Source organism: Pseudomonas sp. MWU12-3088, assembly GCF_023242405.1.
GTDB classification, from domain to species: Bacteria; Pseudomonadota; Gammaproteobacteria; order Pseudomonadales; family Pseudomonadaceae; genus Aquipseudomonas; species Aquipseudomonas kribbensis.
Genome location: NZ_JALJEA010000006.1, coordinates 96,583 through 119,016 on the forward strand (window position 1 = coordinate 96,583; position 22,434 = coordinate 119,016).

The 22,434-nt window shown below is 60.8% G+C and carries 21 protein-coding genes; 14 read left to right on the top strand and 7 right to left on the bottom strand.

Annotated features, from left to right (window positions below; genetic code table 11):
• Positions 1 to 124: 124 nt before the first annotated feature.
• The 5 genes from M5B98_RS15940 (at position 125) to M5B98_RS15960 (ending at position 4,338) form a co-directional block, all read left to right on the top strand.
• Positions 125 to 1,069, top strand: a complete 945-nt coding sequence (locus M5B98_RS15940; RefSeq protein WP_102621747.1) for a LysR family transcriptional regulator — start codon at positions 125 to 127, stop codon at positions 1,067 to 1,069.
• 55 nt (positions 1,070 to 1,124) lie between these two features.
• Complete coding sequence (locus M5B98_RS15945; protein ID WP_007951507.1) at positions 1,125 to 1,526, top strand: MerR family transcriptional regulator; 402 nt, start codon at positions 1,125 to 1,127, stop codon at positions 1,524 to 1,526.
• A 29-nt stretch (positions 1,527 to 1,555) separates the two neighbouring features.
• On the top strand, positions 1,556 to 2,455 hold the full coding sequence (locus tag M5B98_RS15950; protein ID WP_248743209.1) for a hydroxymethylglutaryl-CoA lyase: 900 nt from the start codon (positions 1,556 to 1,558) through the stop codon (positions 2,453 to 2,455).
• Between the two features lie 1,072 nt (positions 2,456 to 3,527).
• On the top strand, positions 3,528 to 3,893 hold the full coding sequence (locus M5B98_RS15955) for a DUF6124 family protein (protein WP_248743210.1): 366 nt from the start codon (positions 3,528 to 3,530) through the stop codon (positions 3,891 to 3,893).
• A gap of 88 nt (positions 3,894 to 3,981) precedes the next feature.
• Positions 3,982 to 4,338 carry a DUF6124 family protein gene (locus M5B98_RS15960; RefSeq protein ID WP_248743211.1) on the top strand — a complete coding sequence of 119 codons (357 nt, stop codon included), beginning with the start codon at positions 3,982 to 3,984 and terminating at the stop codon, positions 4,336 to 4,338.
• Between the two features lie 75 nt (positions 4,339 to 4,413).
• Here the strand turns inward: M5B98_RS15960 and M5B98_RS15965 are convergent, their stop codons facing one another.
• A complete protein-coding gene (locus M5B98_RS15965; protein ID WP_248743212.1) occupies positions 4,414 to 6,111 on the bottom strand; it encodes an AMP-binding protein in 1,698 nt (565 codons plus the stop codon).
• Between the two features lie 201 nt (positions 6,112 to 6,312).
• Between M5B98_RS15965 and M5B98_RS15970 the strand changes: the two genes are divergently transcribed.
• Genes M5B98_RS15970 through M5B98_RS15985 form a run of 4 tightly spaced genes read left to right on the top strand, consistent with a single transcriptional unit; the run spans position 6,313 to position 11,873 of the window.
• Positions 6,313 to 7,476 (top strand): isovaleryl-CoA dehydrogenase, encoded by a 1,164-nt coding sequence (locus M5B98_RS15970; protein WP_039767508.1) that lies wholly within the window; start codon positions 6,313 to 6,315, stop codon positions 7,474 to 7,476.
• Between the two features lie 11 nt (positions 7,477 to 7,487).
• Entirely contained in the window at positions 7,488 to 9,095 is a 1,608-nt protein-coding gene (locus tag M5B98_RS15975) for a carboxyl transferase domain-containing protein (protein WP_248743213.1), read from the top strand.
• Between the two features lie 13 nt (positions 9,096 to 9,108).
• Positions 9,109 to 9,924, top strand: coding sequence for a gamma-carboxygeranoyl-CoA hydratase (locus tag M5B98_RS15980; protein WP_085712437.1), 816 nt, complete (start codon positions 9,109 to 9,111; stop codon positions 9,922 to 9,924).
• Entirely contained in the window at positions 9,924 to 11,873 is a 1,950-nt protein-coding gene (locus M5B98_RS15985) for an acetyl/propionyl/methylcrotonyl-CoA carboxylase subunit alpha (protein ID WP_248743214.1), read from the top strand. The genes M5B98_RS15980 and M5B98_RS15985 overlap by 1 nt, the downstream gene beginning before the upstream one ends.
• Before the next feature lie 39 nt (positions 11,874 to 11,912).
• Here the strand turns inward: M5B98_RS15985 and M5B98_RS15990 are convergent, their stop codons facing one another.
• Positions 11,913 to 12,569, bottom strand: coding sequence for a LexA family protein (locus M5B98_RS15990; protein ID WP_248743215.1), 657 nt, complete (start codon positions 12,567 to 12,569; stop codon positions 11,913 to 11,915).
• A 129-nt stretch (positions 12,570 to 12,698) separates the two neighbouring features.
• On the opposite strand from M5B98_RS15990, the gene M5B98_RS15995 reads away from it, so the two are divergent.
• Positions 12,699 to 13,037, top strand: a complete 339-nt coding sequence (locus M5B98_RS15995; protein WP_085712439.1) for a DUF6124 family protein — start codon at positions 12,699 to 12,701, stop codon at positions 13,035 to 13,037.
• Between the two features lie 151 nt (positions 13,038 to 13,188).
• On the opposite strand, the gene M5B98_RS16000 is transcribed toward M5B98_RS15995, so the two are convergent.
• A complete protein-coding gene (locus tag M5B98_RS16000) occupies positions 13,189 to 13,407 on the bottom strand; it encodes a hypothetical protein (protein ID WP_134827404.1) in 219 nt (72 codons plus the stop codon).
• Between the two features lie 97 nt (positions 13,408 to 13,504).
• Between M5B98_RS16000 and M5B98_RS16005 the strand changes: the two genes are divergently transcribed.
• Together M5B98_RS16005 and M5B98_RS16010 are read left to right on the top strand one after the other, a co-directional pair.
• A complete protein-coding gene (locus tag M5B98_RS16005) occupies positions 13,505 to 14,656 on the top strand; it encodes a M14-type cytosolic carboxypeptidase (protein ID WP_248743216.1) in 1,152 nt (383 codons plus the stop codon).
• 149 nt (positions 14,657 to 14,805) lie between these two features.
• Positions 14,806 to 16,014 (top strand): MFS transporter, encoded by a 1,209-nt coding sequence (locus M5B98_RS16010; protein ID WP_248743217.1) that lies wholly within the window; start codon positions 14,806 to 14,808, stop codon positions 16,012 to 16,014.
• A gap of 9 nt (positions 16,015 to 16,023) precedes the next feature.
• Here M5B98_RS16010 and M5B98_RS16015 read toward each other — a convergent pair whose 3' ends face one another.
• Both M5B98_RS16015 and M5B98_RS16020 read right to left on the bottom strand, forming a co-directional pair.
• A complete protein-coding gene (locus M5B98_RS16015) occupies positions 16,024 to 16,569 on the bottom strand; it encodes a cytochrome b (protein WP_119428033.1) in 546 nt (181 codons plus the stop codon).
• Positions 16,566 to 17,660: a catalase family peroxidase gene (locus M5B98_RS16020; RefSeq protein WP_248743218.1), complete on the bottom strand. Its 1,095-nt coding sequence runs from the start codon at positions 17,658 to 17,660 to the stop codon at positions 16,566 to 16,568. The genes M5B98_RS16015 and M5B98_RS16020 overlap by 4 nt, the downstream gene beginning before the upstream one ends.
• Before the next feature lie 157 nt (positions 17,661 to 17,817).
• Between M5B98_RS16020 and M5B98_RS16025 the strand changes: the two genes are divergently transcribed.
• Complete coding sequence (locus tag M5B98_RS16025) at positions 17,818 to 18,324, top strand: RNA polymerase sigma factor (RefSeq protein WP_248743219.1); 507 nt, start codon at positions 17,818 to 17,820, stop codon at positions 18,322 to 18,324.
• Positions 18,321 to 19,073 carry an anti-sigma factor family protein gene (locus M5B98_RS16030; protein WP_119428030.1) on the top strand — a complete coding sequence of 251 codons (753 nt, stop codon included), beginning with the start codon at positions 18,321 to 18,323 and terminating at the stop codon, positions 19,071 to 19,073. The genes M5B98_RS16025 and M5B98_RS16030 overlap by 4 nt, the downstream gene beginning before the upstream one ends.
• A 5-nt stretch (positions 19,074 to 19,078) precedes the next feature.
• Here the strand turns inward: M5B98_RS16030 and M5B98_RS16035 are convergent, their stop codons facing one another.
• A complete protein-coding gene (locus M5B98_RS16035) occupies positions 19,079 to 20,050 on the bottom strand; it encodes a spore coat protein U domain-containing protein (RefSeq protein WP_248743220.1) in 972 nt (323 codons plus the stop codon).
• Positions 20,047 to 22,404, bottom strand: coding sequence for a fimbria/pilus outer membrane usher protein (locus M5B98_RS16040; RefSeq protein WP_248743221.1), 2,358 nt, complete (start codon positions 22,402 to 22,404; stop codon positions 20,047 to 20,049). The genes M5B98_RS16035 and M5B98_RS16040 overlap by 4 nt, the downstream gene beginning before the upstream one ends.
• Positions 22,405 to 22,434: the final 30 nt, after the last annotated feature.

Genomic DNA, 22,434 nt, shown 5'->3' on the forward strand with positions numbered 1-22,434 from the left:
ACAGCGCTGATAATTTACCTAGCCTATTCTCGGCGTGTATAAACATTCATCACCGATATATGATTGGTTGATTTTCCTGGCCGCCCTGACCCGCGCCATCCACCTATAAAAAGAGAGCCGCGTAATGAATCTGAGCAAGGTCGACCTCAACCTTTTCATCGTCTTCGACGCGATCTACACCGAAGCCAACCTGACCCGCGCCGGGCAGATCGTCGGCATCACCCAGCCAGCGGTGTCCAACGCATTGGCGCGGTTGCGCGAGACCTTCAACGACCCGCTCTTCGTACGCACGGCCCAGGGCATGGTGCCAACGCCCATGGCGCAGAACATCATCGGCCCGGTGCGCAACGCACTGTCGTTGCTGCGGGTATCGGTTCAGGAAAGCCGCATTTTCAACCCCTCGCAAGCGGTGAAGACCTACCGCATCAGCATGACCGACCTGACCGAAGCGGTGATTCTGCCGCCGCTGTTTCAGCGTCTGCGTCGTTTGGCGCCGACGGTGATCATCGAGAGCTTCCTGTCCAAACGCCGGGAAACCACCAAGGAACTGGCCGCCGGGCGCCTCGACTTTGCCGTGGATGCGCCGCTCAACACCGATCCGCAGGTGCGCCACGTCAAGCTGATGGAAGACCGTTACGTCTGCGCGATGCGCAAGGGCCATCCGCTGGCGACCAAGGAAAAATTCACCCTCGACGATTACCTGTCGCTGACCCACATTCATATTTCCAGCCGCCGCAGTGGCCTGGGCCATGTCGATCTGGCGCTGGGCAAGATGGGCATCCAGCGCAAGATTGCCCTGCGCTCGCAGCACTATCTGATGGCGTCCCAGGTGTTGCAGCAGACCGACATGGTGATGACCGTGCCGGAGCGTTTCGCCCGTCGCCATGACCTGCATGCGTTCAATCTGCCGGTCAACGATGTGCCGCCGGTGGAAACTCATTTGTACTGGCACGAAAGCACCGACCAGGACCCGGCCAACCGCTGGATGCGCGAGCAGATGATCGAGCTGTGCCAGCAAGTGACGGCGCACGAGAAGAAGCTCGACAAGCTGCAGGCGCCCACCACTTGACGTAAACGTCAACCTGCCATTAGCTTAGCGCCAAGACCTTATTTCGAGCGCTTTCATGAGCAGCCAGACCTACAGCATTTCCGACCTCGCCCGCGAGCTGGACATCACCACCCGGGCGATCCGCTTCTATGAAGAACAAGGCCTGCTCAGCCCCGAGCGCCGAGGCCAGGAACGCATCTATTCGCCGCGCGACAAGGTCAGCCTGAAGCTGATTCTGCGGGGCAAGCGCATCGGTTTTTCCCTGGCCGAGTGCCGCGAGCTGATCGAGCTCTACGACCCCTCCAGCGGTAACACCAAACAACTCAACAGCATGCTGGCGAAAATCAGCGAGCGCCGCGAACAGCTCGAGCAGCAATTGCTGGACATCGAACAGATGAAGCTGGAGCTCGACACCGCCGAAGAACGCTGCGTGCAGGCGCTGGAGCAGACGCTCAAGAGTCAGCAAGTCGCGCAGTAGCCTCCCGACAATTACAACAGGTCAACGCCATGTCCCTCCCCTCCCAAGTACGCCTGATCGAAGTCGGCCCCCGTGACGGCCTGCAGAACGAAGCCCAGCCCATCAGCGTCGCCGACAAGGTGCAACTGGTCGACGCGTTGAGCGCTGCCGGCCTTGGCTATATAGAAGTCGGCAGTTTCGTCTCGCCCAAGTGGGTACCGCAGATGGCCGGTTCCGCCGACGTGTTCGCGCAAATCCAGCGCAAGCCCGGCGTGACCTATGGCGCACTGGCGCCGAACCTGCGCGGTTTTGAAGATGCGCTGGCGGCCGGGGTCAAGGAAGTCGCGGTGTTTGCGGCTGCGTCCGAAGCATTCTCGCAGCGCAACATCAATTGCTCGATCAGCGAAAGCCTCGCGCGGTTCGCGCCGATCATGGAGTCCGCGAAACAGCATGGCGTTACCGTGCGCGGTTACGTGTCCTGCGTGCTCGGCTGCCCTTATGAAGGCGAGGTCGCGCCGGAACAAGTGGCCATGGTCGCCCGCGAGCTGTACGCGATGGGCTGCTACGAAGTGTCGCTGGGCGACACCATCGGCACCGGCACCGCGGGCGCCACCCGCCGGCTGTTCGAAGTAGTCTCGAAGCAAGTGCCTCGCGAGAAACTCGCCGGCCACTTCCACGACACCTATGGCCAGGCCATGGCCAACATCTACGCCAGCCTGCTGGAAGGCATCGCAGTGTTCGACAGCTCCATCGCCGGCCTCGGCGGCTGCCCGTATGCCAAGGGCGCCAGCGGTAACGTCGCCACCGAAGACGTGGTGTACCTGCTCAACGGCCTGGGCATCGAGACCGGTATCAACCTCGACGCCTTGATTGCCGCCGGCCAGCAGATCAGTGCCGTGCTGGGTCGCCCGACCGGTTCGCGCGTGGCCAAGGCTCGTAGCGCACAGTGAGGGCGAAGGTGTTACCGCTGTGTCCGAAACGTGGGCATAGGCGAGTAACACGGAAACAAATTGTCTGGTTTTGCCTGAAGGAAAAATCCTTCAAAAATCTCAAACCCTTGATTTACAAGGGTTTTTAAAAGTTGGCACGGCTTCTGCTATCTCTATGGCATAACAAGAATAAAAAGCAGCAAACCAATAAAAATAAGACGTACCGACTCTGACATAACAAAAACAACACGGCAGAGACGCAGCTAACAGATTTTTTTGGAGAAGGTGTGCTTTTCAGGGTGTTCCTCGGAATGACCCGCAACCGGGCAGAGAACAATAAAACTACCTTCAGGTAGCTCCCGAATCGGTTGGATCGCTAGACGAGAAAGCAGATCAGCGCTCAAAAAAATACGTTTGCTCTTGACCCCGGATGGGGGTCGCCAAAAACAGCGGTAAAGGGCCACGGTTGCCAAAAACAACAACAGACCGCCCCTCAATAATAAAAAAGAGCACGCGACGACAAAATTAAAGGGGAGCTTCGGCTCCCCTTTGTGCTGTCTGGCGTTCTGAAATTGTCCGCGACCAATCTCCTCCCCTATCTCGATTTTCCTGCAAGTGCTCACTCGGCAAGATCTCAGTGAGGCAATTGATCCCGTGCCTCAACATCCAGCCCCACACATCCAAGCAATCCCAACAAAAACACGTAGGGTTCACGGCTTTCGCTGTGTGTAACCGCGACGGCGCACGGGCGTTTAAAGTACACGAACCGTTACGCCATAAGGGCTACAACACCTTGCGTCGTTGCCTACGCGTACGCCAGAATCCGCCGGCTTACGCGGCTATGGGACGGGCTATATCGTTTCCCTGTCACTGAAAAACAGTGATCGGGTTTGGTAGCCCGTCTGTAATAGCTGTATGGCAACACCGTATGCAGTCCCTTTTTGGGGCTCTGTTTTATGGTGGTCATGCGTGGGGCTCATTCGTGAGCGCCGGGTTCCTATTGCAGCCGGTCTACCAACCCGCGTATGGCCGCCACCCATCGTTTGGTAGCGTGGGTGATGGCTCCTTGAAGTCTGCGATAGGAGTTACACGTATGTTCAAAGCCACACCCAACCCGCCAGAAACCGATTCAATCCCCTACGACGCCGCACTCGAAGCCGAAAACATAAAAACGGCCACCGAGCGGGCGATCAATCATTACCTCGATCCTGGGGCGCAGAAGACGTCCAAGCCATCGCGCAAGCCCGGCAGGATCTATCTGGTCAATCCAACGGTGGATGACGAAACGCTGCTGGTCGAAGCGTGCGAAACGCTGTCGTCGGCCAGTGACATGGCCCGGGATATCGGCAACACCGTCGATCCGTCGCAGCGCAAGGCGATGCAGATACTGCAGCAGGTCATCATGCTGAGTGAGCTGCTGGTCAATCGTGTGCTGGACAACCATCACGTCTCGCGATAGTTGCCGCCTCGGTGAGGGGCGTGTCCCCTCACTGTTTGGCAGCCATCTACACAAATCCTCAAGCGACTCTTTTTCGGAGTTCCAGCTGATGTCCCAGACCGTCATTCCACCGTTAGAAGATCCGGTGTCCCCTTACGAATTTCCCGATTCAAGAAAACTTCACGACGCCGCCGAACGCGCCCTCGACTATTACCTGACACCCGCAGCCCGGATCATGGCCACGCCCTACACCCCCAACGACATGTTCATGGTCAACCCGCAAACCGACACGGAATCCTTGCTGGCCAACGCCTGCGAGTCCCTCGCGTCAGCCACGGTCATGCTCGGTGACTTTGCCGGCCTGCTGGAAGGGCCGAACCGCAAGACCCTGCTGGGCATTGCGCAAGTCGTGATGTTGGGGGAATTGGCGGTGAATCAGGCGTTGGAAAATGTAGAAGTAAAGTAATAAGCGCTGCTTTCGAAGCCAGGGTCCGCGCCCTGGCTTCGAAGGCTCTGATCGATATAGAACGTTGAAACTGTGTCAGCCCTCGTTACCGCGCAACTCTTCGATACTGATCTCACGCATCCGGAATTTCTGGATCTTGCCCGTCACCGTCATCGGAAACTCCTCGACGAATTTGAAGTGCCGCGGCGTCTTGAAGTGGGCGATGCGTTCCTTGCACCACGCTTGCAGCTCTTGTTCGGTGGCGCTGTGGCCGGGATGGAATTTGATCCAGGCGACGATTTCTTCACCGTAACGCGAGCAGGGAATGCCGATTACCTGCACGTCCGCCACCGCCGGGTGAGTGAAGAAGAACTCTTCCAGTTCACGCGGGTAAATGTTCTCGCCGCCACGGATGATCATGTCCTTGTTACGGCCGGCGATGCACACGTAACCCTCGTCGTTCATGCTCGCCAGGTCGCCGGTGTGCATCCAGCCTGCCGCGTCGATGGCTTCGGCGGTGGCACTCGGGTTGTTCCAGTAGCCGAGCATCACGCTGTAGCCACGGGTGCACAGTTCGCCGATGGTGCCGCGCGGTACCGGGTTGCCGGCCTCGTCGATGATTTTGCTTTCGAGCTGTGGCTGGGTGCGGCCGACGGTGGTCACGCGCAGTTCCAGTTCGTCGGATGGGCCGGTCTGCAGGGACACGGGGCTGGTTTCGGTCATGCCGTAGGCGATCTGCACTTCGCTCATGTGCATTTCGTTGATGACCCGGCGCATCACTTCGATCGGACAAGTCGCGCCGGCCATGATCCCGGTGCGCAGGGTCGACAGGTCGAACTCGGCACGCTGAGGCTGATCGAGCATGGCGATGAACATGGTCGGCACGCCATACAGCGCGGTGGCCTTTTCTTCGGCGACGGTGTTCAGGGTCAGCAGCGGATCGAAGGCATCGTTGGGATAAATCATCGTGCTGCCGTGGGTGACGCAGCCGAGGTTGCCCATGACCATGCCGAAGCAGTGATACAGCGGCACCGGGATCACCAGACGATCGGCAGCGGTCAGGCCGAGGCTTTCGCCGACCATGTAACCATTGTTGAGGATGTTGTAGTGACTGAGGGTCGCGCCCTTGGGGAAACCGGTGGTGCCGGAGGTGTACTGGATGTTGACGGGCTGATCGAAGTGCAGGCTGTCGCTGCGTTCACGCAATTGTTCTGGAGAGACACTGGCGGCCAGATCTGCCAGTTGCGACCACGGGAGAAAACCCGAAGGCGGTTGCGGATCGAGGCTGATCAGACCGCGCAGTTCCGGCAGGCGCTCGCTGCGCAGTTCGCCGATGGATTGCTCGGCCAGCTCCGGCAGCAAGCCTTGCAGCATGCCGTGGTAGTTCGAAGATTTGAAGGCACCGGCGCAGACCAGCCATTGGCAACCGGATTGCTTGAGTACGTACTCCAATTCGGAGCTGCGGTAGGCCGGGTTGATGTTGACCAGAATCACGCCGATCTTCGCAGTGGCGAACTGAGTGATGCACCACTGCGCGCAGTTCGGCGCCCAGATACCGAGCCGGTCGCCGGCCTGCAAACCCAACGCCAGCAACGCTCTGGCATGCACGTCCACCGCGTCGGCCAGTTGCCGCCAGGTGTAACGCTGCTGCTGATGGCGCACTACCAGCGCCTCGCCGTCCGGGTACTGCGCGACGGTCTCGTCGAACTTCTGCCCGATGGTCATCGCCAGCAAGGCTTTGTCCTGGGAACCACGGGTGTAGCTGCGCTGCGGGTTTGCACTGGGTTGATCCATGACGACCCCTATTGTCTTTATTAGTGGGTGTTGGACCGGAGCCATATGAGCTCCGACCATTCAGAACTGGCCCTACTCTCGCTCAAGTTGACGTTAACGTAAAGGGTGATTGACAGCCATTCGTCACAGGCTTACGTTAACGTAAAGGTGAGAGCCAAACCGCCGCCCTCCCCGCCCTACAAAAAAGCCAAAAGGTGACCCATGAGCTACCCATCCCTGAACTTTGCCCTCGGCGAAACCATCGACATGCTGCGCGATCAGGTTCAGTCCTTTGTCGCCAAGGAGATCGCCCCGCGTGCCGCGCAGATCGACAGCGACAACCTGTTCCCCGCCGATCTGTGGCGCAAGTTCGGTGACATGGGCCTGCTCGGCATCACCGTTCCGGAAGAGTACGGCGGCGCTGGTCTGGGTTACCTGGCGCACGTCGTGGCGATGGAAGAAATTAGCCGTGGCTCGGCTTCCGTGGCGTTGTCCTACGGCGCCCACTCCAACCTCTGCGTGAACCAGATCAACCGCAACGGCAACCACGAACAGAAAGCCAAATACCTGCCGAAGCTGATCAGCGGCGAACACGTTGGCGCCCTCGCGATGAGCGAGCCGAACGCCGGTTCCGATGTGGTTTCGATGAAACTGCGCGCCGATAAACGCGGCGACCGTTTCGTGCTCAACGGCAGCAAGACCTGGATCACCAACGGCCCCGACGCCAACACCTACGTGATCTACGCCAAGACCGATCTGGAAAAAGGCCCACACGGCATCACCGCGTTCATCGTCGAACGCGACTGGAAAGGCTTCAGCCGCAGCAACAAGTTCGACAAGCTCGGCATGCGCGGCTCCAACACCTGCGAGCTGTTCTTTGATGACGTCGAAGTCCCGGAAGAAAACATCCTCGGCGTGCTCAACGGCGGCGTGAAAGTGCTGATGAGCGGCCTCGATTACGAGCGCGTCGTGCTGTCCGGTGGCCCGACCGGGATCATGCAGTCGTGCATGGACCTGATCGTGCCGTACATCCACGACCGCAAGCAGTTCGGCCAGAGCATCGGCGAATTCCAGCTGATCCAGGGCAAAGTCGCCGACATGTACACCCAGCTCAACGCCAGCCGCGCCTACCTCTACGCCGTGGCCCAGGCCTGCGAGCGCAACGAAACCACGCGCAAGGACGCCGCCGGCGTGATCCTCTACACCGCCGAACGCGCCACGCAAATGGCCCTGGACGCGATCCAGATTCTCGGCGGCAACGGCTACATCAACGAATTCCCCGCCGGCCGTCTGCTGCGTGACGCCAAGCTGTACGAAATCGGCGCCGGCACCAGTGAGATCCGTCGCATGCTGATCGGTCGCGAACTGTTCAACGAAACCCGCTAACGGAGCTGTCCATGGCTATCCTGCATACCCAGCTCAACTCCCGTTCAGCGGAGTTCGCCGCCAACAGCGCGGCGATGCTTCAACAGGTCGATGCCCTGCACACCCTGCTCGCCCAAGTGGCACAGGGCGGTGGCGCGAAAGCTCAGGAACGGCACACCTCGCGGGGCAAACTGCTGCCGCGTGAGCGGATCAACCGCTTGCTCGATCCGGGCTCGCCGTTTCTGGAAATCAGCCAGTTGGCCGCTCACGCCGTTTATGGCGAAGACGTGCCGGCCGCCGGCGTGATTGCCGGGATCGGCCGCGTGGAAGGCGTCGAGTGCATGATCGTCGCCAACGACGCGACGGTGAAAGGTGGCTCGTACTACCCGCTGACCGTGAAGAAACACCTGCGCGCCCAGACCATCGCCCAGCAAAACCGCCTGCCGTGCATCTATCTGGTGGACTCGGGTGGCGCCAACCTGCCGCGTCAGGACGAAGTGTTCCCGGACCGCGAGCACTTCGGGCGAATCTTCTTCAACCAGGCCAACATGAGCGCCATGGGCATTCCGCAGATTGCCGTGGTCATGGGCTCGTGCACCGCTGGCGGCGCGTATGTACCGGCGATGGCTGACGAAGCGATCATGGTGCGCAATCAGGCGACGATTTTCCTCGCTGGTCCGCCGCTGGTGAAAGCCGCGACCGGTGAAGTGGTCAGCGCCGAAGACCTCGGCGGGGCCGATGTGCATTGCAAGATTTCCGGGGTCGCCGATCACTACGCCGAAAGCGACGAGCACGCACTCGCCCTCGCCCGCCGCAGCGTTGCCAACCTCAACTGGCGCAAGCTCGGGGAAGTGCAGCAGCGCGCGCCGATTGCGCCGCTGTACGCCAGCGACGAGTTGTACGGAGTGGTGTCGGCGGACGCCAAGCAGCCGTTCGATGTGCGCGAAGTGATTGCGCGGCTGGTCGATGGTTCGGTGTTCGATGAATTCAAAGCCTTGTTCGGCACGACGCTGGTGTGCGGTTTCGCTCATCTGCATGGCTACCCGATCGCAATCCTCGCCAACAACGGCATCCTGTTCGCCGAAGCGGCGCAAAAAGGCGCGCACTTCATCGAACTCGCCTGTCAGCGCGGCATCCCGCTGCTGTTTCTGCAGAACATCACCGGCTTCATGGTCGGCCAGAAATACGAGGCCGGCGGCATCGCCAAACACGGCGCGAAACTGGTGACCGCCGTGGCGTGCGCCAAGGTGCCGAAATTCACCGTGATCATCGGCGGCAGCTTCGGCGCCGGTAACTACGGCATGTGCGGGCGGGCCTACGATCCACGCTTCCTGTGGATGTGGCCGAATGCGCGGATTGGCGTGATGGGCGCCGAACAGGCAGCCGGCGTATTGGTTCAGGTAAAGCGCGAGCAGGCCGAACGCAGCGGTCAGACGTTCAGTGCCGAGCAGGAAAGCGAGATCAAGCAACCGATTCTCGACCAGTACGAAGAGCAGGGTCACCCCTACTACTCCAGCGCACGGCTGTGGGATGACGGCGTCATCGACCCAGCGCAGACCCGCGATGTACTGGCCCTAGCCTTGTCCGCGTCGTTGAACGCGCCTATCGAACCGAGCCGCTTCGGCGTGTTCCGGATGTGATCGGGAGAACCTCATGAGCGACTTCAACACCCTCGAATTGCAGAGCGATCCACGGGGTTTCGCGACCCTGTGGCTGAGCCGCGAAGAAAAGAACAACGCATTCAACGCCGAGATGATCCGCGAATTGATCCTGGCGCTGGACAAGGTCGCCAGCGACGCCAGCCTGCGTTTCCTGCTGGTGCGTGGACGCGGCAAACACTTCAGCGCCGGCGCGGATCTGGCCTGGATGCAGCAATCGGCCGAACTCGATTACCACACCAACCTCGACGACGCCCGGGAACTGGCGGAGCTGATGTACAACCTCGCCAAACTGAAAATCCCGACCGTGGCCGTGGTGCAAGGCGCGGCGTTCGGTGGCGCGCTGGGGCTGATCAGTTGCTGCGACATGGCGATTGGCGCGGACGACGCGCAGTTCTGCCTGTCGGAAGTGCGCATTGGCTTGGCACCAGCGGTGATCAGTCCGTTCGTGGTGCAAGCCATCGGCGAGCGCGCGGCGCGGCGTTATGCGCTGACGGCCGAGCGTTTCGGCGGTCAGCGGGCGCGGGAAATCGGTTTGTTGTCCGAAAGCTATCCAGCGACCGAGCTTGAACAGAAAGTCGAGCAATGGATCGACAACCTGCTACTCAACAGCCCCGCCGCCATGCGCGCCAGCAAGGATCTGCTGCGTGAAGTCGGCAACGGCGCACTGACTCCAGCCCTGCGCCGCTATACCGAAAATGCCATCGCCCGCATCCGCGTCAGCCCGGAAGGCCAGGAAGGTCTGCGGGCCTTTCTGCAGAAACGTCCACCGAGCTGGCAAGCCGCAACCACCACCAAGGAGCCGCGTTGATGAGCGCACCTGTTCTCACCACCCTGCTGGTGGCCAACCGTGGCGAAATCGCTTGCCGGGTCATGCGCACCGCCAAGGCGCTGGGCCTGACCACCGTGGCCGTGCACAGCGCCACCGACCGTGAAGCGCGGCACAGCCGTGAAGCGGATATCCGCGTCGATCTGGGCGGCAGCAAAGCGGCCGACAGCTACCTGCAGATCGACAAACTTATCGCAGCGGCCAAGGCCAGCGGCGCTCAGGCGATTCATCCGGGTTATGGCTTTCTGTCGGAGAACGCCGGGTTTGCCCGTGCCATTGATGCGGCCGGCCTGATTTTCCTCGGCCCGCCGGCCTCGGCCATCGATGCGATGGGCAGCAAGTCCGCCGCCAAGGCGTTGATGGAAACTGCTGGTGTGCCGCTGGTGCCGGGCTATCACGGCGAGGCACAGGATCTTGATACCTTCCGCGATGCTTGCGAACGCATCGGCTACCCGGTGCTGCTCAAGGCCACTGCCGGCGGTGGCGGTAAAGGCATGAAGGTCGTTGAAGACGTGAGTCAATTGGCTGAAGCGTTGGCCTCCGCCCAGCGTGAAGCGCAGTCGTCGTTCGGCGATTCGCGGATGCTGGTGGAGAAATACCTGCTGAAGCCGCGCCACGTGGAAATCCAGGTGTTTGCTGATCAGCATGGCAATTGCCTGTATTTGAATGAGCGCGACTGCTCGATTCAGCGTCGGCACCAGAAAGTCGTCGAAGAGGCGCCGGCACCGGGCTTGAGTCCGGAACTGCGTCGGGCGATGGGCGAAGCGGCAGTGCGTTCGGCGCAGGCCATCGGTTACGTCGGCGCCGGTACGGTGGAGTTTCTGCTGGACGATCGTGGCGAGTTCTTCTTCATGGAGATGAACACGCGGTTGCAGGTCGAGCATCCGGTCACCGAGGCCATTACCGGGCTTGATCTGGTGGCCTGGCAGATTCGCGTCGCCCGTGGTGAAGCGCTGCCGATCACTCAGGATCAGGTGCCGCTGAACGGGCATGCGATTGAAGTGCGGTTGTATGCGGAAGATCCTTCGAATGACTTCCTGCCGGCCACCGGGCGTCTGGAGCTGTATCGCGATTCCGCTGCAGGGCCGGGACGGCGCGTAGACGCAGGCGTTGAGGAAGGTGATGAGATCTCGCCGTTCTACGACCCGATGCTCGGCAAGCTGATTGCCTGGGGCGAGGATCGTGAGCAGGCGCGTTTGCGGCTGCTGAGCATGCTCGATGAGTTTGCGATCGGCGGGTTGAAGACCAACATCAACTTCCTGCGGCGGATCATCGGTCATCCGGCGTTCGCGGCGGCGGAACTGGATACCGGGTTCATTCCGCGCTATCAGGAACAGTTGCTGCCAGCGCCTGCTGCGCTGAGCGATGAGTTCTGGGATGCGGCGGCGCAGGCTTTTGCGCAGAGCTTGCCGGGGACGGCTCGGGCGGATGATCCGGCTTCGCCTTGGGCGCTTCACAGCGGTTTGCGTGCTGGCCTGCCACGTGAAATCACTTTGCATTTGAGTTGCGAGGGGCAGGATCGGGCGTTGACGCTCGGTGCTGGCGGCAGTGCAAAACTGGTCGGCGAGCAATTGGTGATCGAGCGTGATGGTTTACGTCGACAGCTGCGGGCGATTCGTCGTGGAGAGGTGTTGTATCTGCAATGGGACGGCGAGTTGCGGCGCGTTGAAACCTACGACCCGATCAGCGCTGTCGAAGCCAGTCACAGCCATCAGGGCGGCCTGACCGCGCCGATGAACGGCAGCATCGTGCGGGTTCTGGTGGAGGCCGGACAATCGGTTGAAGCCGGCGCACAACTGGTGGTGCTGGAAGCGATGAAGATGGAGCACAGCATCCGTGCACCCCATGCCGGCGTGATCAAGGCGCTGTATTGCCAGGAAGGCGAAATGGTCAGCGAAGGCAGTGCATTGGTCGAACTGGAAGAGGTGTGAAAGGTGGATCGATCCTACGCATGGCGAGGATCGATCTGATTAGTACTTGGCCGATGCCTGAACCACGACGCCGATAATTCGGCACTCGTCGGTGAACAAAGCTTTCGGCCAAGTCGGATTGAGCGGCATCAGGTAACGCTGGCCGCCCTCTTCGATCAGCTTGCGGAAAATCGCTTCATCGCTGTCCGGCCATTGGACGATCACCAGTTTTCCGGGTTCTGCCTCCAGCGCCGGGTCCACCAGGATCATCATCCCCTCGCCGATGCTCTGCCCGGTAGGTGCGGTCATCGAGTTGCCCACCACGGTGAGCCAGAACGCCGGGCCACGGGCGTGGTAATCCGTCAGTTCGAAACGTCGCTTGTCCTTGCCGCTCGAATACGCCGGTTGGGCTTCACGGGCCTCGATCGGGGTTTTCCAGTCGCTGACCGGGTAGCGGAAATAAGGGTTGTACTTCTGCGCCAGCGGCATTTCGTCGTCCTTGTCGACTTGCGGTTCGCGGATCACCACCGCGACTTCGAGATACTCCATGCCCAGCGCTTTCAGCACGCGGTTCATCTGCGTGATGCCGGGCTCACGGCGCTTGTTCAGCCAATGGCCGATACCGCCCTGAGACATGCCGACGCGCTCGCCGAGCTCGACTTGAGTGACGTTGAGTTCACTCATTTTGGCCTTGACCAACTCAATCCATTTATCCATGTGCGGCACCATACGTGCCCGCCTTCGGCCGGCAAAACACATATTGTAGTATTTAAATTCTGGTCACAAATACTCTAGGTACTATTCTTGGGTCACGGATTTGAATCGACCAAGGAGTGACCTTTCACCATGAATATCACCAGCAACGACCTGCCCGACCTTCAAATGGATACCACCTTCAAGTCTCCACAGGGTTGCGCTGCCGCGCAGCGGGCATTGGACTATTACTTGAAACCGGCTGTGTCAGAACAGGGAGTGGAAGAACGTTTTTTCGGCGTGAACAGTAATTTGAGTGGCGAAGAATCCCTGGTCCACGCCTCGGATTTGCTGCGGTGTGCGGCGGCCACGGCGTTCAAGGCTGCAGACGGCTTGCAAGGCGTCAGTCGGGATCTGGCGTTTTCGGTCGTGCACATGGTGGACATGGCACGGGCGATGGTCGATCACTCGCTCGATGGCGGTGTTCGCTGAAGACGGACAGGAAAGAATTTTCCAATCGCGCAGATAAAAACGTTTGACTTGCAAATGATAATGATTATTATTGCAAGCAACTGGTCGCGAGATCAGTCGATGGACCAGAGACCTTAGGTCGGTCTTCTGGACTATCTCCTCATCAGGCTAATCACGGTTTTTGACCCGGCTTTTTGCCGGGTCTTTTTTTTGCCAGTTTTCTGGCTTGTGGCTTCAGGCTAATGAAGTCTTTGGGTGCTGCAAATTCGGTGGCGCGGATAATATCAAAAGAATATCGCTTGGCAAGGGAACCCCGTCCGCATTGGGGAAAAGTAATGCCAATTAGCACTTGAGAATCAATCGCACAGCTACTAAGCTGCACCCGCGTCATGGAAGACGCCCCCCGCCACACCCCGCAATTTCCCTCGGTTTCACCCCTGTCTTGCGTGTAAAGTAGCCGCCATAAAAATCATATTCAGGAACCGATTATGACCGTGGCCAAATCTTCGTTCGACATCAGCGCCAACTTCGACAGCGGCAACATCCAAGTCATCGACATCAGCAACCCGCTCAACCCGGTTCTGGCAATTCGGCCAGATACCCGCAGCGCTCATTTCCAGTGGTTCCACTTCAAGGCCAGCGGCCTGCATGTTCATCAGGAACACTGGTTCCGCCTGGTCAACGCCAGCCAGTCCTCCTACAACAAGGCCTGGACCGGCTATCAGGCCGTCGCTTCCTACGACCACGTCAACTGGTTCCGCATTCCGACCCAATTCGAAGGCGACAGCCTGCGCTTCTGCCTTGAAGCCGAGCAGACCCACGCCTGGTTCGCCTACTTCGAACCTTACAGCCGTGGCCGTCATGACTGGCTGATCGAACAAGCGCTGACCAAGGCCGGCACCGAACTGCTGGCCACTGGCAAAAGCGTCGAAGGCCGCGACATCCAGCTGCTGCGCAAAGGCACCGGCGCCGAAGGCCGACGCAAGATCTGGATCATCGCCCAGCAGCATCCCGGCGAACACATGGCTGAATGGTTCATGGAAGGCGTGATCGAACGTCTGGAACATCACAACGATCCAGTGTTGAACAAACTGCTGGAAAGTGCCGATCTGTACCTAGTGCCGAACATGAACCCGGACGGTGCCTTCCACGGCCATCTGCGCACCAACGCCATGGGCCAGGACCTGAACCGCGCCTGGCAGAACGCCAGTCAGGAAGTCAGCCCGGAAGTCCTTTTCGTACAGCAGCAGATGGAAAAGTACGGCGTCGATCTGTTCCTCGACGTACACGGCGACGAAGAAATTCCCCACGTATTCACCGCCGGTTGCGAAGGCAATCCGGGCTATACGCCACGGATCGAGAAACTCGAAGAGCACTTCCGCAGCCATCTGAAACACACCACCAAAGACTTCCAGACCAAGTACGGCTACACCCGTGACGAACCAGGTCAGGCCAACATGACCCTGGCCTGCAACAGCGTCGGTCAGAAATTCGACTGCCTGTCGTTGACCCTGGAAATGCCGTTCAAGGATCACGATGACGCGCCGAACCCGCTCACCGGTTGGTCGGGCCAACGCTCGAAACAATTGGGCAAAGACGTGTTGACCACCATCGCCGACATGGTCGACACCCTGCGCTGATCCCCCCTGTTTCTTGCCCCATGAAAGATCGCAGCCCTGTCTGCGATCTTTTTTTTGCGCCGCACTTTTACCCAATCAGGTTGCAAAACAAAACCAGATTATCTACCGTCATTCCAGTTTCCATTTGAAACCAGAAAAGGAATCAGGACATGAACGCGCAAAATCTCGGCAGTGGCGTCGTACTGCTGTTCGCCATTGCCTGCGGCCTGGCCGTGGGCAACGTGTATTACGCTCAACCGTTGCTGGACGCCATGGCCGACACCTTCAACCTGTCGCCTGCGAGCATCGGCATCGTCATCACGCTGACCCAGGTCGGCTATGGCATCGGGCTGGTTCTGCTCGTGCCGCTCGGTGATCTGCTCAACCGCCGACGTTTGATTGTCACGCAAACCCTGCTGTCGGCCGCAGCCTTGCTGATGATCGCCTTGGCAACCAACAGCATCTGGCTGCTGATCGGTATGACCCTGACCGGCCTGCTCGCCGTCGTCACTCAGGTACTGGTGGCCTATGCCGCGACCTTGGCCGTCCCGGCGCAACGCGGGCAAGTTGTCGGCGTGATCACCAGCGGCATCGTGGTCGGCATCTTGCTCGCACGCACCGTGGCCGGCGGGATGGCGGATCTGGCCGGTTGGCGGGCGATTTATCTGTTGTCGGCGGGGCTGACACTGGTCATGGCGCTGTTGTTGTTTCGCGTGCTGCCCAAGGACGAGAGCCCGCAACCGGCAACCTCCTACGCCGCGTTGATTACCTCGGTGTTCAGCCTGTTTCGAGAGGAACCAGTGTTGCGGCAACGGGCGATTCTGGCCCTTCTGACCTTTGCCAGTGCCATGGTCCTGTGGACGCCGATGGTTTTGCCGTTGGCCGCCCCGCCGCTTTCACTTTCCCACAGCGAAATCGGACTGTTCGGACTGGCCGGTGCGGCTGGCGCGTTGGCCGCCGCAAGAGCCGGACACCTGGCGGATAGAGGTCTCGGGCAATGGGTCAGCGGCCTGTCCCTGCTGCTGATGCTCGGCTCCTGGCTGCCGATTGCATTCACCCAATCCTCGTTATGGGCGCTGTTGCTCGGCGTGATCACTCTGGATCTGGGCTTGCAGGCCGTGCATGTCACCAGCCAGAGCATGATCTACAGCGTCCGCCCAGAGGCACAGAGCCGACTGACCGCCGGCTACATGCTGTTTTACTCGATTGGCAGCGCCCTGGGCTCAATCGCCTCGACGGCCATGTATGCCTGGGCAGGATGGCCGGGTGTCTGCTGGCTCGGTGCTGGAATCAACATCGTCGCGCTGCTGTACTGGTGGCAAACGCTGGCTCCGCAAAAACGTGGCGAGCAAATGTGCTCCCTCGCCACGCCGGATTAACGTCTGCAGTCAGTTGCGATTGCGTCCCCGCAGCATGCTGTCGAGCACCTCGTCGCGGCGCACCCAACCATGGAACAGCGCCGCCGCCAGGTGCAGCAGCACGGTCAGAAACAGCAGATACGCCAGATAACCGTGGGCCTTGCGCAACAGCGCAAACACCTGGGCATCCGCCGGCAGGATCGACGGTAATTGCAACGAATGGCCAAGCATCACCGGATCCCCCGCAGCACTGATCATCGCCCACCCCAGCAGCGGCAACACCAGCATCAAGGCGTACAGCAACAGGTGCGACGCCTTGGCTGCCATCACCTGCCAGCCCGGCAGATCCTCCGGCAGCGGCGGCTGACGCGTACCCAGTCGCACCAGAATGCGCACGATCACCAGCAACAGGATCGCGATACCCAGCGGTTTGTGCAGGTTGATCAGCCATTCATGCCGCGCCGACACCGAGGTGACCATGCCGGCCCCAATGAACAACATGGCAATGATCATGACTGCCATCAGCCAGTGCAGCAGCCGCGCCAGCGGATTGAAATGCGTCGGTGGCGTTCTCATGGGCGTGCCTCCTGTTTGCCTGTGGGCAGTTGACTGACTTCGCTGGTGCGGCGCAGGTAGGAATCGGCGTAGCCGGCTGAACGAGCGGCAAGCAACGGGTCGTCGGAACCTTCAATCCCGGCGGGCAGGACCAGTGGGTCGTAGTTGATGTCGCGGCATTCGCCACTGAGTTGCGGCTGGGTCTTTTCCAGCACAAGGGTGCCAGCGTTCAGCATTTTGCGACCGGCAGGCCAGACCTTGCTCGCGTCGTTCACCGGATCGTCAGCGTTGGCCAACGTAATGTTCAACTGAAAGCGCAGCGGCCCCTCGGCCAGGCGTTGAACCAGGTCCTTTTCGAGAAAGTCGCTACCTTCCGGAGCCGTAGCGCCCGCTGCATCCTGTACCAACGGCGCCATGCTCCAGCGCACGGCCTGCTTCTTGCCGCTCGCGTCGACCAGATAGAACGCGTTGACACTGTTGTAAGTCTCGGTCACGTAGCTGGCCGAAGGTTTGGCCGTCTTCACCCAGGTCAGGAACGGTACGGCTTCCGGGTGTGAGGCAAAGAACGCCGGGACCTTGGTCGGATCCGGTTTGCCCGTTGCCGGATCCGGCGACTGGGCCTGCTGCAGCTGATAGAACGCCTCCGGGGTGCCCACCGGGAACACCGGCATGCTGTTCATCCCGGTACGCCATTGCTGGCCGTTGGCCTGGGTGAAACGCAGCGCCAGGCTACGAATCGGTACAGCGCTGTCTGGTGCATAAGGATTACCCGCCGGCAGCGCGAACCGCCCGACTACCGGAGTGCGTGGCTCATTGAACACTTGTGCGACAGAGTAAGGACGCGCCTCACCACTGCTTTCGAAATGGCCGATGACGCAAACACCCTTGGCGTGATTGCGACGAAACCCCGGATGCACGCCGTTGTTCTTTTCCAGCACATCGACCAACGCCTTGGGCGTCAGTCGTTGTGGGTCAAAATTGCCATGAACGTAGGCAAACGCCCCGGCCACGGCTGCGACCACGACGGCGATCCCGCCGAGACGCAACACCAGGCTCGCGGTACTTAGAGGCGGGCGTTGTGGCCCGCCGGGCGGTGAGCTGCGATCAACCATGAAAGACTCCAGGGCCATCGGCCACAAGTAGGAAGAATCAGCAAGACGCACGCCATCAGGATTTATTCCACGGCCCGGTATTTATTTTTCCGAACGTGGAATAACCTCGAATGCCGGGCGTCTTCCTAGTCCACAGCGTAGTGACTAGCAGAACTTCATGAGCGAATTCGACGAACAACTGAGAGAAATCATTCCCAGATTGCGGCGCTTTGCCGTGTCGTTGACGCGCAACGCCAGCAGCGCCGACGACCTGGTCCAGGCCAGCCTTGAACGTGCCCTCTCCAGTTGGGGTGACAAGCGCGCCGAGGGCGATCTGCGCGCGTGGCTGTTTTCGATCCTGTACCGCCAGTTCCTCGATGCGCACCGGCGTTCCCGGCGCTACGCCCGAATGCTCGAATTCTTCACCGGCCGCGATGACGTCGAGCCCTCGGTGGAACGCACCGTCATTGCCCAGTCGACCCTGCAAGCCTTCGATCGCCTGCCCACCGAACAGCGCGCCCTGCTGCTGATGGTGTCGGTGGAAGGCTTGACCTATAAGGAGGTCGCCGAGATTCTCGACGTCCCCACCGGCACCGTGATGTCGCGCCTGTCCCGCGCCCGCCAGGCTTTGCGCCAGCTCAGCGACGGCGAAATCAGCAGCCCTTCCTTGCGGATACTCAAATGATCAGCCTGCCCCCCAGTGAGCGTGATTTGCACGCCTACATCGACCACCAGCTCAGCGACGCCGACCGGCGTGTGCTGGAAAACTGGCTGGCCAGCCACCCGGAAGACGCCGCGTTGATCCGCGCCTGGCAACAGGATGCCCAGCACCTGCGCGCGGCCCTCGGTGGCGCGTTGCAACAACCGGCCAACCCGGATCTGGACCCGGCGTTGATCCGCCAGCGGCTCAAGCATCGATCCCGTCGACGCTGGGCCAGCGCGGCCGTGTTGCTGATAGCGGTCAGCCTCGGCGGTGTCAGTGGCTGGCAGGCCCGGGAAATGACCCTCGTACGCTCGATTGCTCCGATGAGCGATGCCCTGCAGGCGTACCGTCTGATCGCTCAGCAAGGGATTCTGCCGGCGGACTACAAGGACGGCGGCGCAGGTGACATGCAGCGCTGGCTCGACCGCTACTTCACGCAGGCCAACCGTCTGCCGGACCTGACGGCAGCCGGGTTTCAACCGGTCAGCGGCCGCCTGCTGAGTACCGATGAAGGCCCGGCAGCGATGGTCATGTATGAGGATCAAAACGGGCACAAGGTCAGTTTCTACGTGCGCCCGCCAGGGCCGAAAAATACCTTTCTGCCACGGGGTAGCCGTCGCGACGGGGATCTGCAGGCCGAGTACTGGTCCGGCGACGGTTACAACTACGCCATGGTCAGCCCGACCGATACCCCGGCGGCGCCGTTGCTCCAGCACACCGAGCGCTTCTGACCGGTTCAGAAGCCGACATCCAGCACCACATTGTCCAGATAGGTGCCGGCGGGCGGCGTGGTCTGGTCGGTGTAGATCTTCGCGTTGTAGTTGAAGATCTGGCTGCCGGTGCCCAGGCCGTTACCGGGATTGACCTCGGCATCGGTGCTGGCCCGACGTGCTGCGCCGACACTACCCCAGCGGGTGGTGCCGGCGCTTTTGAAAATGTCGTAGGCCAGATAGTTGCTGCCGGAAATCATTCGTCGTCGACCGCCGACGCTGACCGGATTCTGCCCGTCGCCCAGACCCACGGTGTAGGCGCTTCCCTTGGTGCAGGCCAGATTGATGGTCTGCCCGGTCACCGGGGTAAACGCGCTGATCACCGGTGCGCTGCCGAAAGCGATGTTGGGCGCGGTGATGGTGCAATCGTTGGACACGGTCAGATTGACCGTCAGGGTCGTGGTGCCGCTGTTGATATCGCGACCCAGACAGAGTCCGCCGACCCCGATGCCCGAACAGTAATTCCAGTTCCAGAAGATACTCAGGGTTTCGGTGTACACCCCGGCTGCCACGTTGCTGCCAATCGTGGTGCCGAGGTACAGCGGCACGGTTTTCGGCACCGTGCCGCCCAGCAATCCCAGCGCATCGATAATGCCGTTGCGGGCGAAGTCATAAGCCGTGCCCCGGGTCAGCGGGTAACTGGTGCTGTTGTTGGCGTAGATCGTGTAGCCAATGACATCTCCGGTGGGCCCGAGCAAGCCGCTCTGGGTGGAGGTCACCGTGGCCCAGAAGTGATCGTTGTTGGCCAGCAGCGACAACAGCGAGCCTGTACAGCTCAACCCGCCGTTGAGTGTGGAACTGGGTTGCGACGTGGTACGAACCGCAATCGAACTGATCGTGCCGAACGCCGCCGGCGTGGTGGTGACCACCGAACACAGCGCCTGCGCCGCGCCCGGCAGCATCAGTGCCAGCCACAGGCAGAGCCGTACCCACGTCATTGGCACACCAATGGCCCGATCAAGGGCACCTGATCCTGTTGCAGGTCAACCTTGAACTGCGCCTGACAGGTCTTGCCATCGGCCAGCGTCACCCTCAGCGAGTTCTGCGCCTGCAGGTTTTCCAGATAGACCAGTCCGTCCCAGCCCACCACCGTGCGCGTACCACTCTCCTCATGCAGCACGCCGCTGCCGAGCGGCAATTCCTGTTGCTGCGCATCCACCAGCACGATGCTCGCGGCAATCACCCGGCTCAGCGGAAACTCCAGCAGATAGCCACTGCCACGGCGCACGGCAATGCGCTGTTCGACATTCGGACTGCGCACGTTGGCCGGCAGGTTCAACGGATCGATTTCATATTTGCCGCGGTAGTAGGCGCTGCTCCATGGCACCAGCAAATGGCCGTTGCGGTCGGTCTGGCCGACCTGCTGGTTCTCGTAACGCACCGGAACATCCGCGTAACCGTCAGTGCTGACGACCACGAACGCATCGTCGATGCGATTGGCCGCGAACACTTGATGGTCCATCCACACCAGCGAACCGCTGGCATCGGCCCAGCGGGTTTCTGCGTCCGAGGTGCCGTAGACACCAGCCTGCAACTGCACCGATTGCAGACGCCACGTCACATCGGCTTGGCGGTAATCCGGCCCGTCACCGTTGGCGTAGCCGAGGTTGAAGCCCACCCCGCCCTCGGACGGTACGGCGCGGCTGTAGTTGACGCGTTGTTGGGTCTGCCCGGTCTTGCTGCGTTCGCTGCTGATGGCGAGGCTGCCGCGCAGGTCGAAGGGGATCACCAGTTGCGCCTGCACCGCCCAGTTGGCGTCGCCGATTTCGCGGTTGGCCGACAGGTAAAAACTGCTGTTGCGCCACAACGGCTTGCTCCAGCTCAGGTTGAGCAACCGCGTGCGGGAATCGTCCGCCGCCCGGATATCGAAGTAGCCGACACCCAGACTGCCCCAGCGCTCAAGGTTCAGGCTCAGGGTCGCCTGCTCGCTGCGCTTGCTGAGGCTGGTGTAAGGACTGTCGACCACCGTGAGGTCGGCGTACTGATCGCGGCGCTGCAACCGTTGCCAGGAAAAGCTGAAGCGCTGGGCGCTGTACTGATAACCGAGGCTGTATTGCTGACCGCCGTCACCGTCGAAACGGCTCTGGCTGATCGCACTGTTGAGTACCCCGAAATTGCCCAGCCGCAGATTGCCGCCGAGCCCGCCGAGGGTCAGTGAATCGGCTGCTTCGGCGTGGCTTTCCAGCGTGAAGCTGTCGCTGATGCCATAACGCAGGCTGCCCGAAGTCACGCCCGGCCCGTAGCTGAAATCCTTCAGCCCGTAATCGCGGCGCAGCGTACCGGCGCTGATCGAGAAATCGCTCAAGCCCTTCTGCAACAGGCTGCTGGTGACATAGAACGGCACGGTGGTCGATACCTGCCGACCCAGCGCATCGGTGGTCACCACCACGGCTTCGCCCGCACCGTTGATGAAGGGGATATTGGTCAGGGTGTACGGGCCCGGTTGCAAATCGGTGCTGCTGGACTTGTAGCCGTTGATGAACAGATCCACCGAGGACGGCACCGCCGCTTCACCGGCGAACTGCGGCAGCGGATAGGTCACCAGATCCGGACGCACCGCGAAATCCCGGGAAAACTGCACGCCCCCCAGGCGCACGGAACTGCTCCACGGCAAGGCGCCGCTGACCACGTCCCCCGCCTCGTAGGTCAGCATCCGCTCGTCGTCGGAGTAACGCCACGTGGTGTCGTAGCGCAAATAGCCATTGTTCAGCGTGCTGACCGAATCACCCGACAAGGTGCGCCGGTACTGCCCGGTGTTGGACAGCGTGCCCCAACTGTCGAACACCCGCACCTCGTTCCACGCCGCCAGATAAGTCCCCGCGTCGTCGGTATCGTTGAGGTACAGGTCATAGTTGAACAAAGCGCCGAAACTGCTCAGCGCCGGGATACGTGGATAGACCTGACGATTGCCGATGAACTGCTCCGGCAGCCAGTCCGGTGGCACATCGAGCAGCAGTCGCTGACCGACACTGTCGTAGTCGCTGTGAAGCCCCGGCAGACCGTCGAGATCGACTTCGGCGCCGGCACTCTCGGGCAGTTGCATGCCGGTGTCGCGCAACACACTGGCCGGCAGGAACAGCCGCCCGCCGCGCTGCTCCACCGCCACTACACGTCCGGTATTCATCTGGTTGACCACCAGTTCCAGAAACAACTGTGCATCGCTGACGGCCTCCATGCCGCTGGGAGGCGGCGGCAGTTCGCCGGCCCCGGATGGATGAATGAACATCAGGCAACACGCGCCGGTGACAAGCCACAACGGACGCTGAATACGGCGAGCCCATCCCGGGCTCATTAGCGTGCTTCGTCCGTCAATGGACTGGTT

Bases quoted from the DNA above. Each gene is read 5' to 3' on its own strand.
- M5B98_RS15940 (WP_102621747.1), top strand. From the start codon at position 125: ATGAATCTGAGCAAGGTCGACCTCAACCTTTTCATCGTCTTCGACGCG.
- M5B98_RS15945 (WP_007951507.1), top strand. From the start codon at position 1,125: ATGAGCAGCCAGACCTACAGCATTTCCGACCTCGCCCGCGAGCTGGAC.
- M5B98_RS15950 (WP_248743209.1), top strand. From the start codon at position 1,556: ATGTCCCTCCCCTCCCAAGTACGCCTGATCGAAGTCGGCCCCCGTGAC.
- M5B98_RS15955 (WP_248743210.1), top strand. From the start codon at position 3,528: ATGTTCAAAGCCACACCCAACCCGCCAGAAACCGATTCAATCCCCTAC.
- M5B98_RS15960 (WP_248743211.1), top strand. From the start codon at position 3,982: ATGTCCCAGACCGTCATTCCACCGTTAGAAGATCCGGTGTCCCCTTAC.
- M5B98_RS15965 (WP_248743212.1), bottom strand. From the start codon at position 6,111: ATGGATCAACCCAGTGCAAACCCGCAGCGCAGCTACACCCGTGGTTCC.
- M5B98_RS15970 (WP_039767508.1), top strand. From the start codon at position 6,313: ATGAGCTACCCATCCCTGAACTTTGCCCTCGGCGAAACCATCGACATG.
- M5B98_RS15975 (WP_248743213.1), top strand. From the start codon at position 7,488: ATGGCTATCCTGCATACCCAGCTCAACTCCCGTTCAGCGGAGTTCGCC.
- M5B98_RS15980 (WP_085712437.1), top strand. From the start codon at position 9,109: ATGAGCGACTTCAACACCCTCGAATTGCAGAGCGATCCACGGGGTTTC.
- M5B98_RS15985 (WP_248743214.1), top strand. From the start codon at position 9,924: ATGAGCGCACCTGTTCTCACCACCCTGCTGGTGGCCAACCGTGGCGAA.
- M5B98_RS15990 (WP_248743215.1), bottom strand. From the start codon at position 12,569: ATGGATAAATGGATTGAGTTGGTCAAGGCCAAAATGAGTGAACTCAAC.
- M5B98_RS15995 (WP_085712439.1), top strand. From the start codon at position 12,699: ATGAATATCACCAGCAACGACCTGCCCGACCTTCAAATGGATACCACC.
- M5B98_RS16000 (WP_134827404.1), bottom strand. From the start codon at position 13,407: ATGACGCGGGTGCAGCTTAGTAGCTGTGCGATTGATTCTCAAGTGCTA.
- M5B98_RS16005 (WP_248743216.1), top strand. From the start codon at position 13,505: ATGACCGTGGCCAAATCTTCGTTCGACATCAGCGCCAACTTCGACAGC.
- M5B98_RS16010 (WP_248743217.1), top strand. From the start codon at position 14,806: ATGAACGCGCAAAATCTCGGCAGTGGCGTCGTACTGCTGTTCGCCATT.
- M5B98_RS16015 (WP_119428033.1), bottom strand. From the start codon at position 16,569: ATGAGAACGCCACCGACGCATTTCAATCCGCTGGCGCGGCTGCTGCAC.
- M5B98_RS16020 (WP_248743218.1), bottom strand. From the start codon at position 17,660: ATGGTTGATCGCAGCTCACCGCCCGGCGGGCCACAACGCCCGCCTCTA.
- M5B98_RS16025 (WP_248743219.1), top strand. From the start codon at position 17,818: ATGAGCGAATTCGACGAACAACTGAGAGAAATCATTCCCAGATTGCGG.
- M5B98_RS16030 (WP_119428030.1), top strand. From the start codon at position 18,321: ATGATCAGCCTGCCCCCCAGTGAGCGTGATTTGCACGCCTACATCGAC.
- M5B98_RS16035 (WP_248743220.1), bottom strand. From the start codon at position 20,050: ATGACGTGGGTACGGCTCTGCCTGTGGCTGGCACTGATGCTGCCGGGC.
- M5B98_RS16040 (WP_248743221.1), bottom strand. From the start codon at position 22,404: ATGAGCCCGGGATGGGCTCGCCGTATTCAGCGTCCGTTGTGGCTTGTC.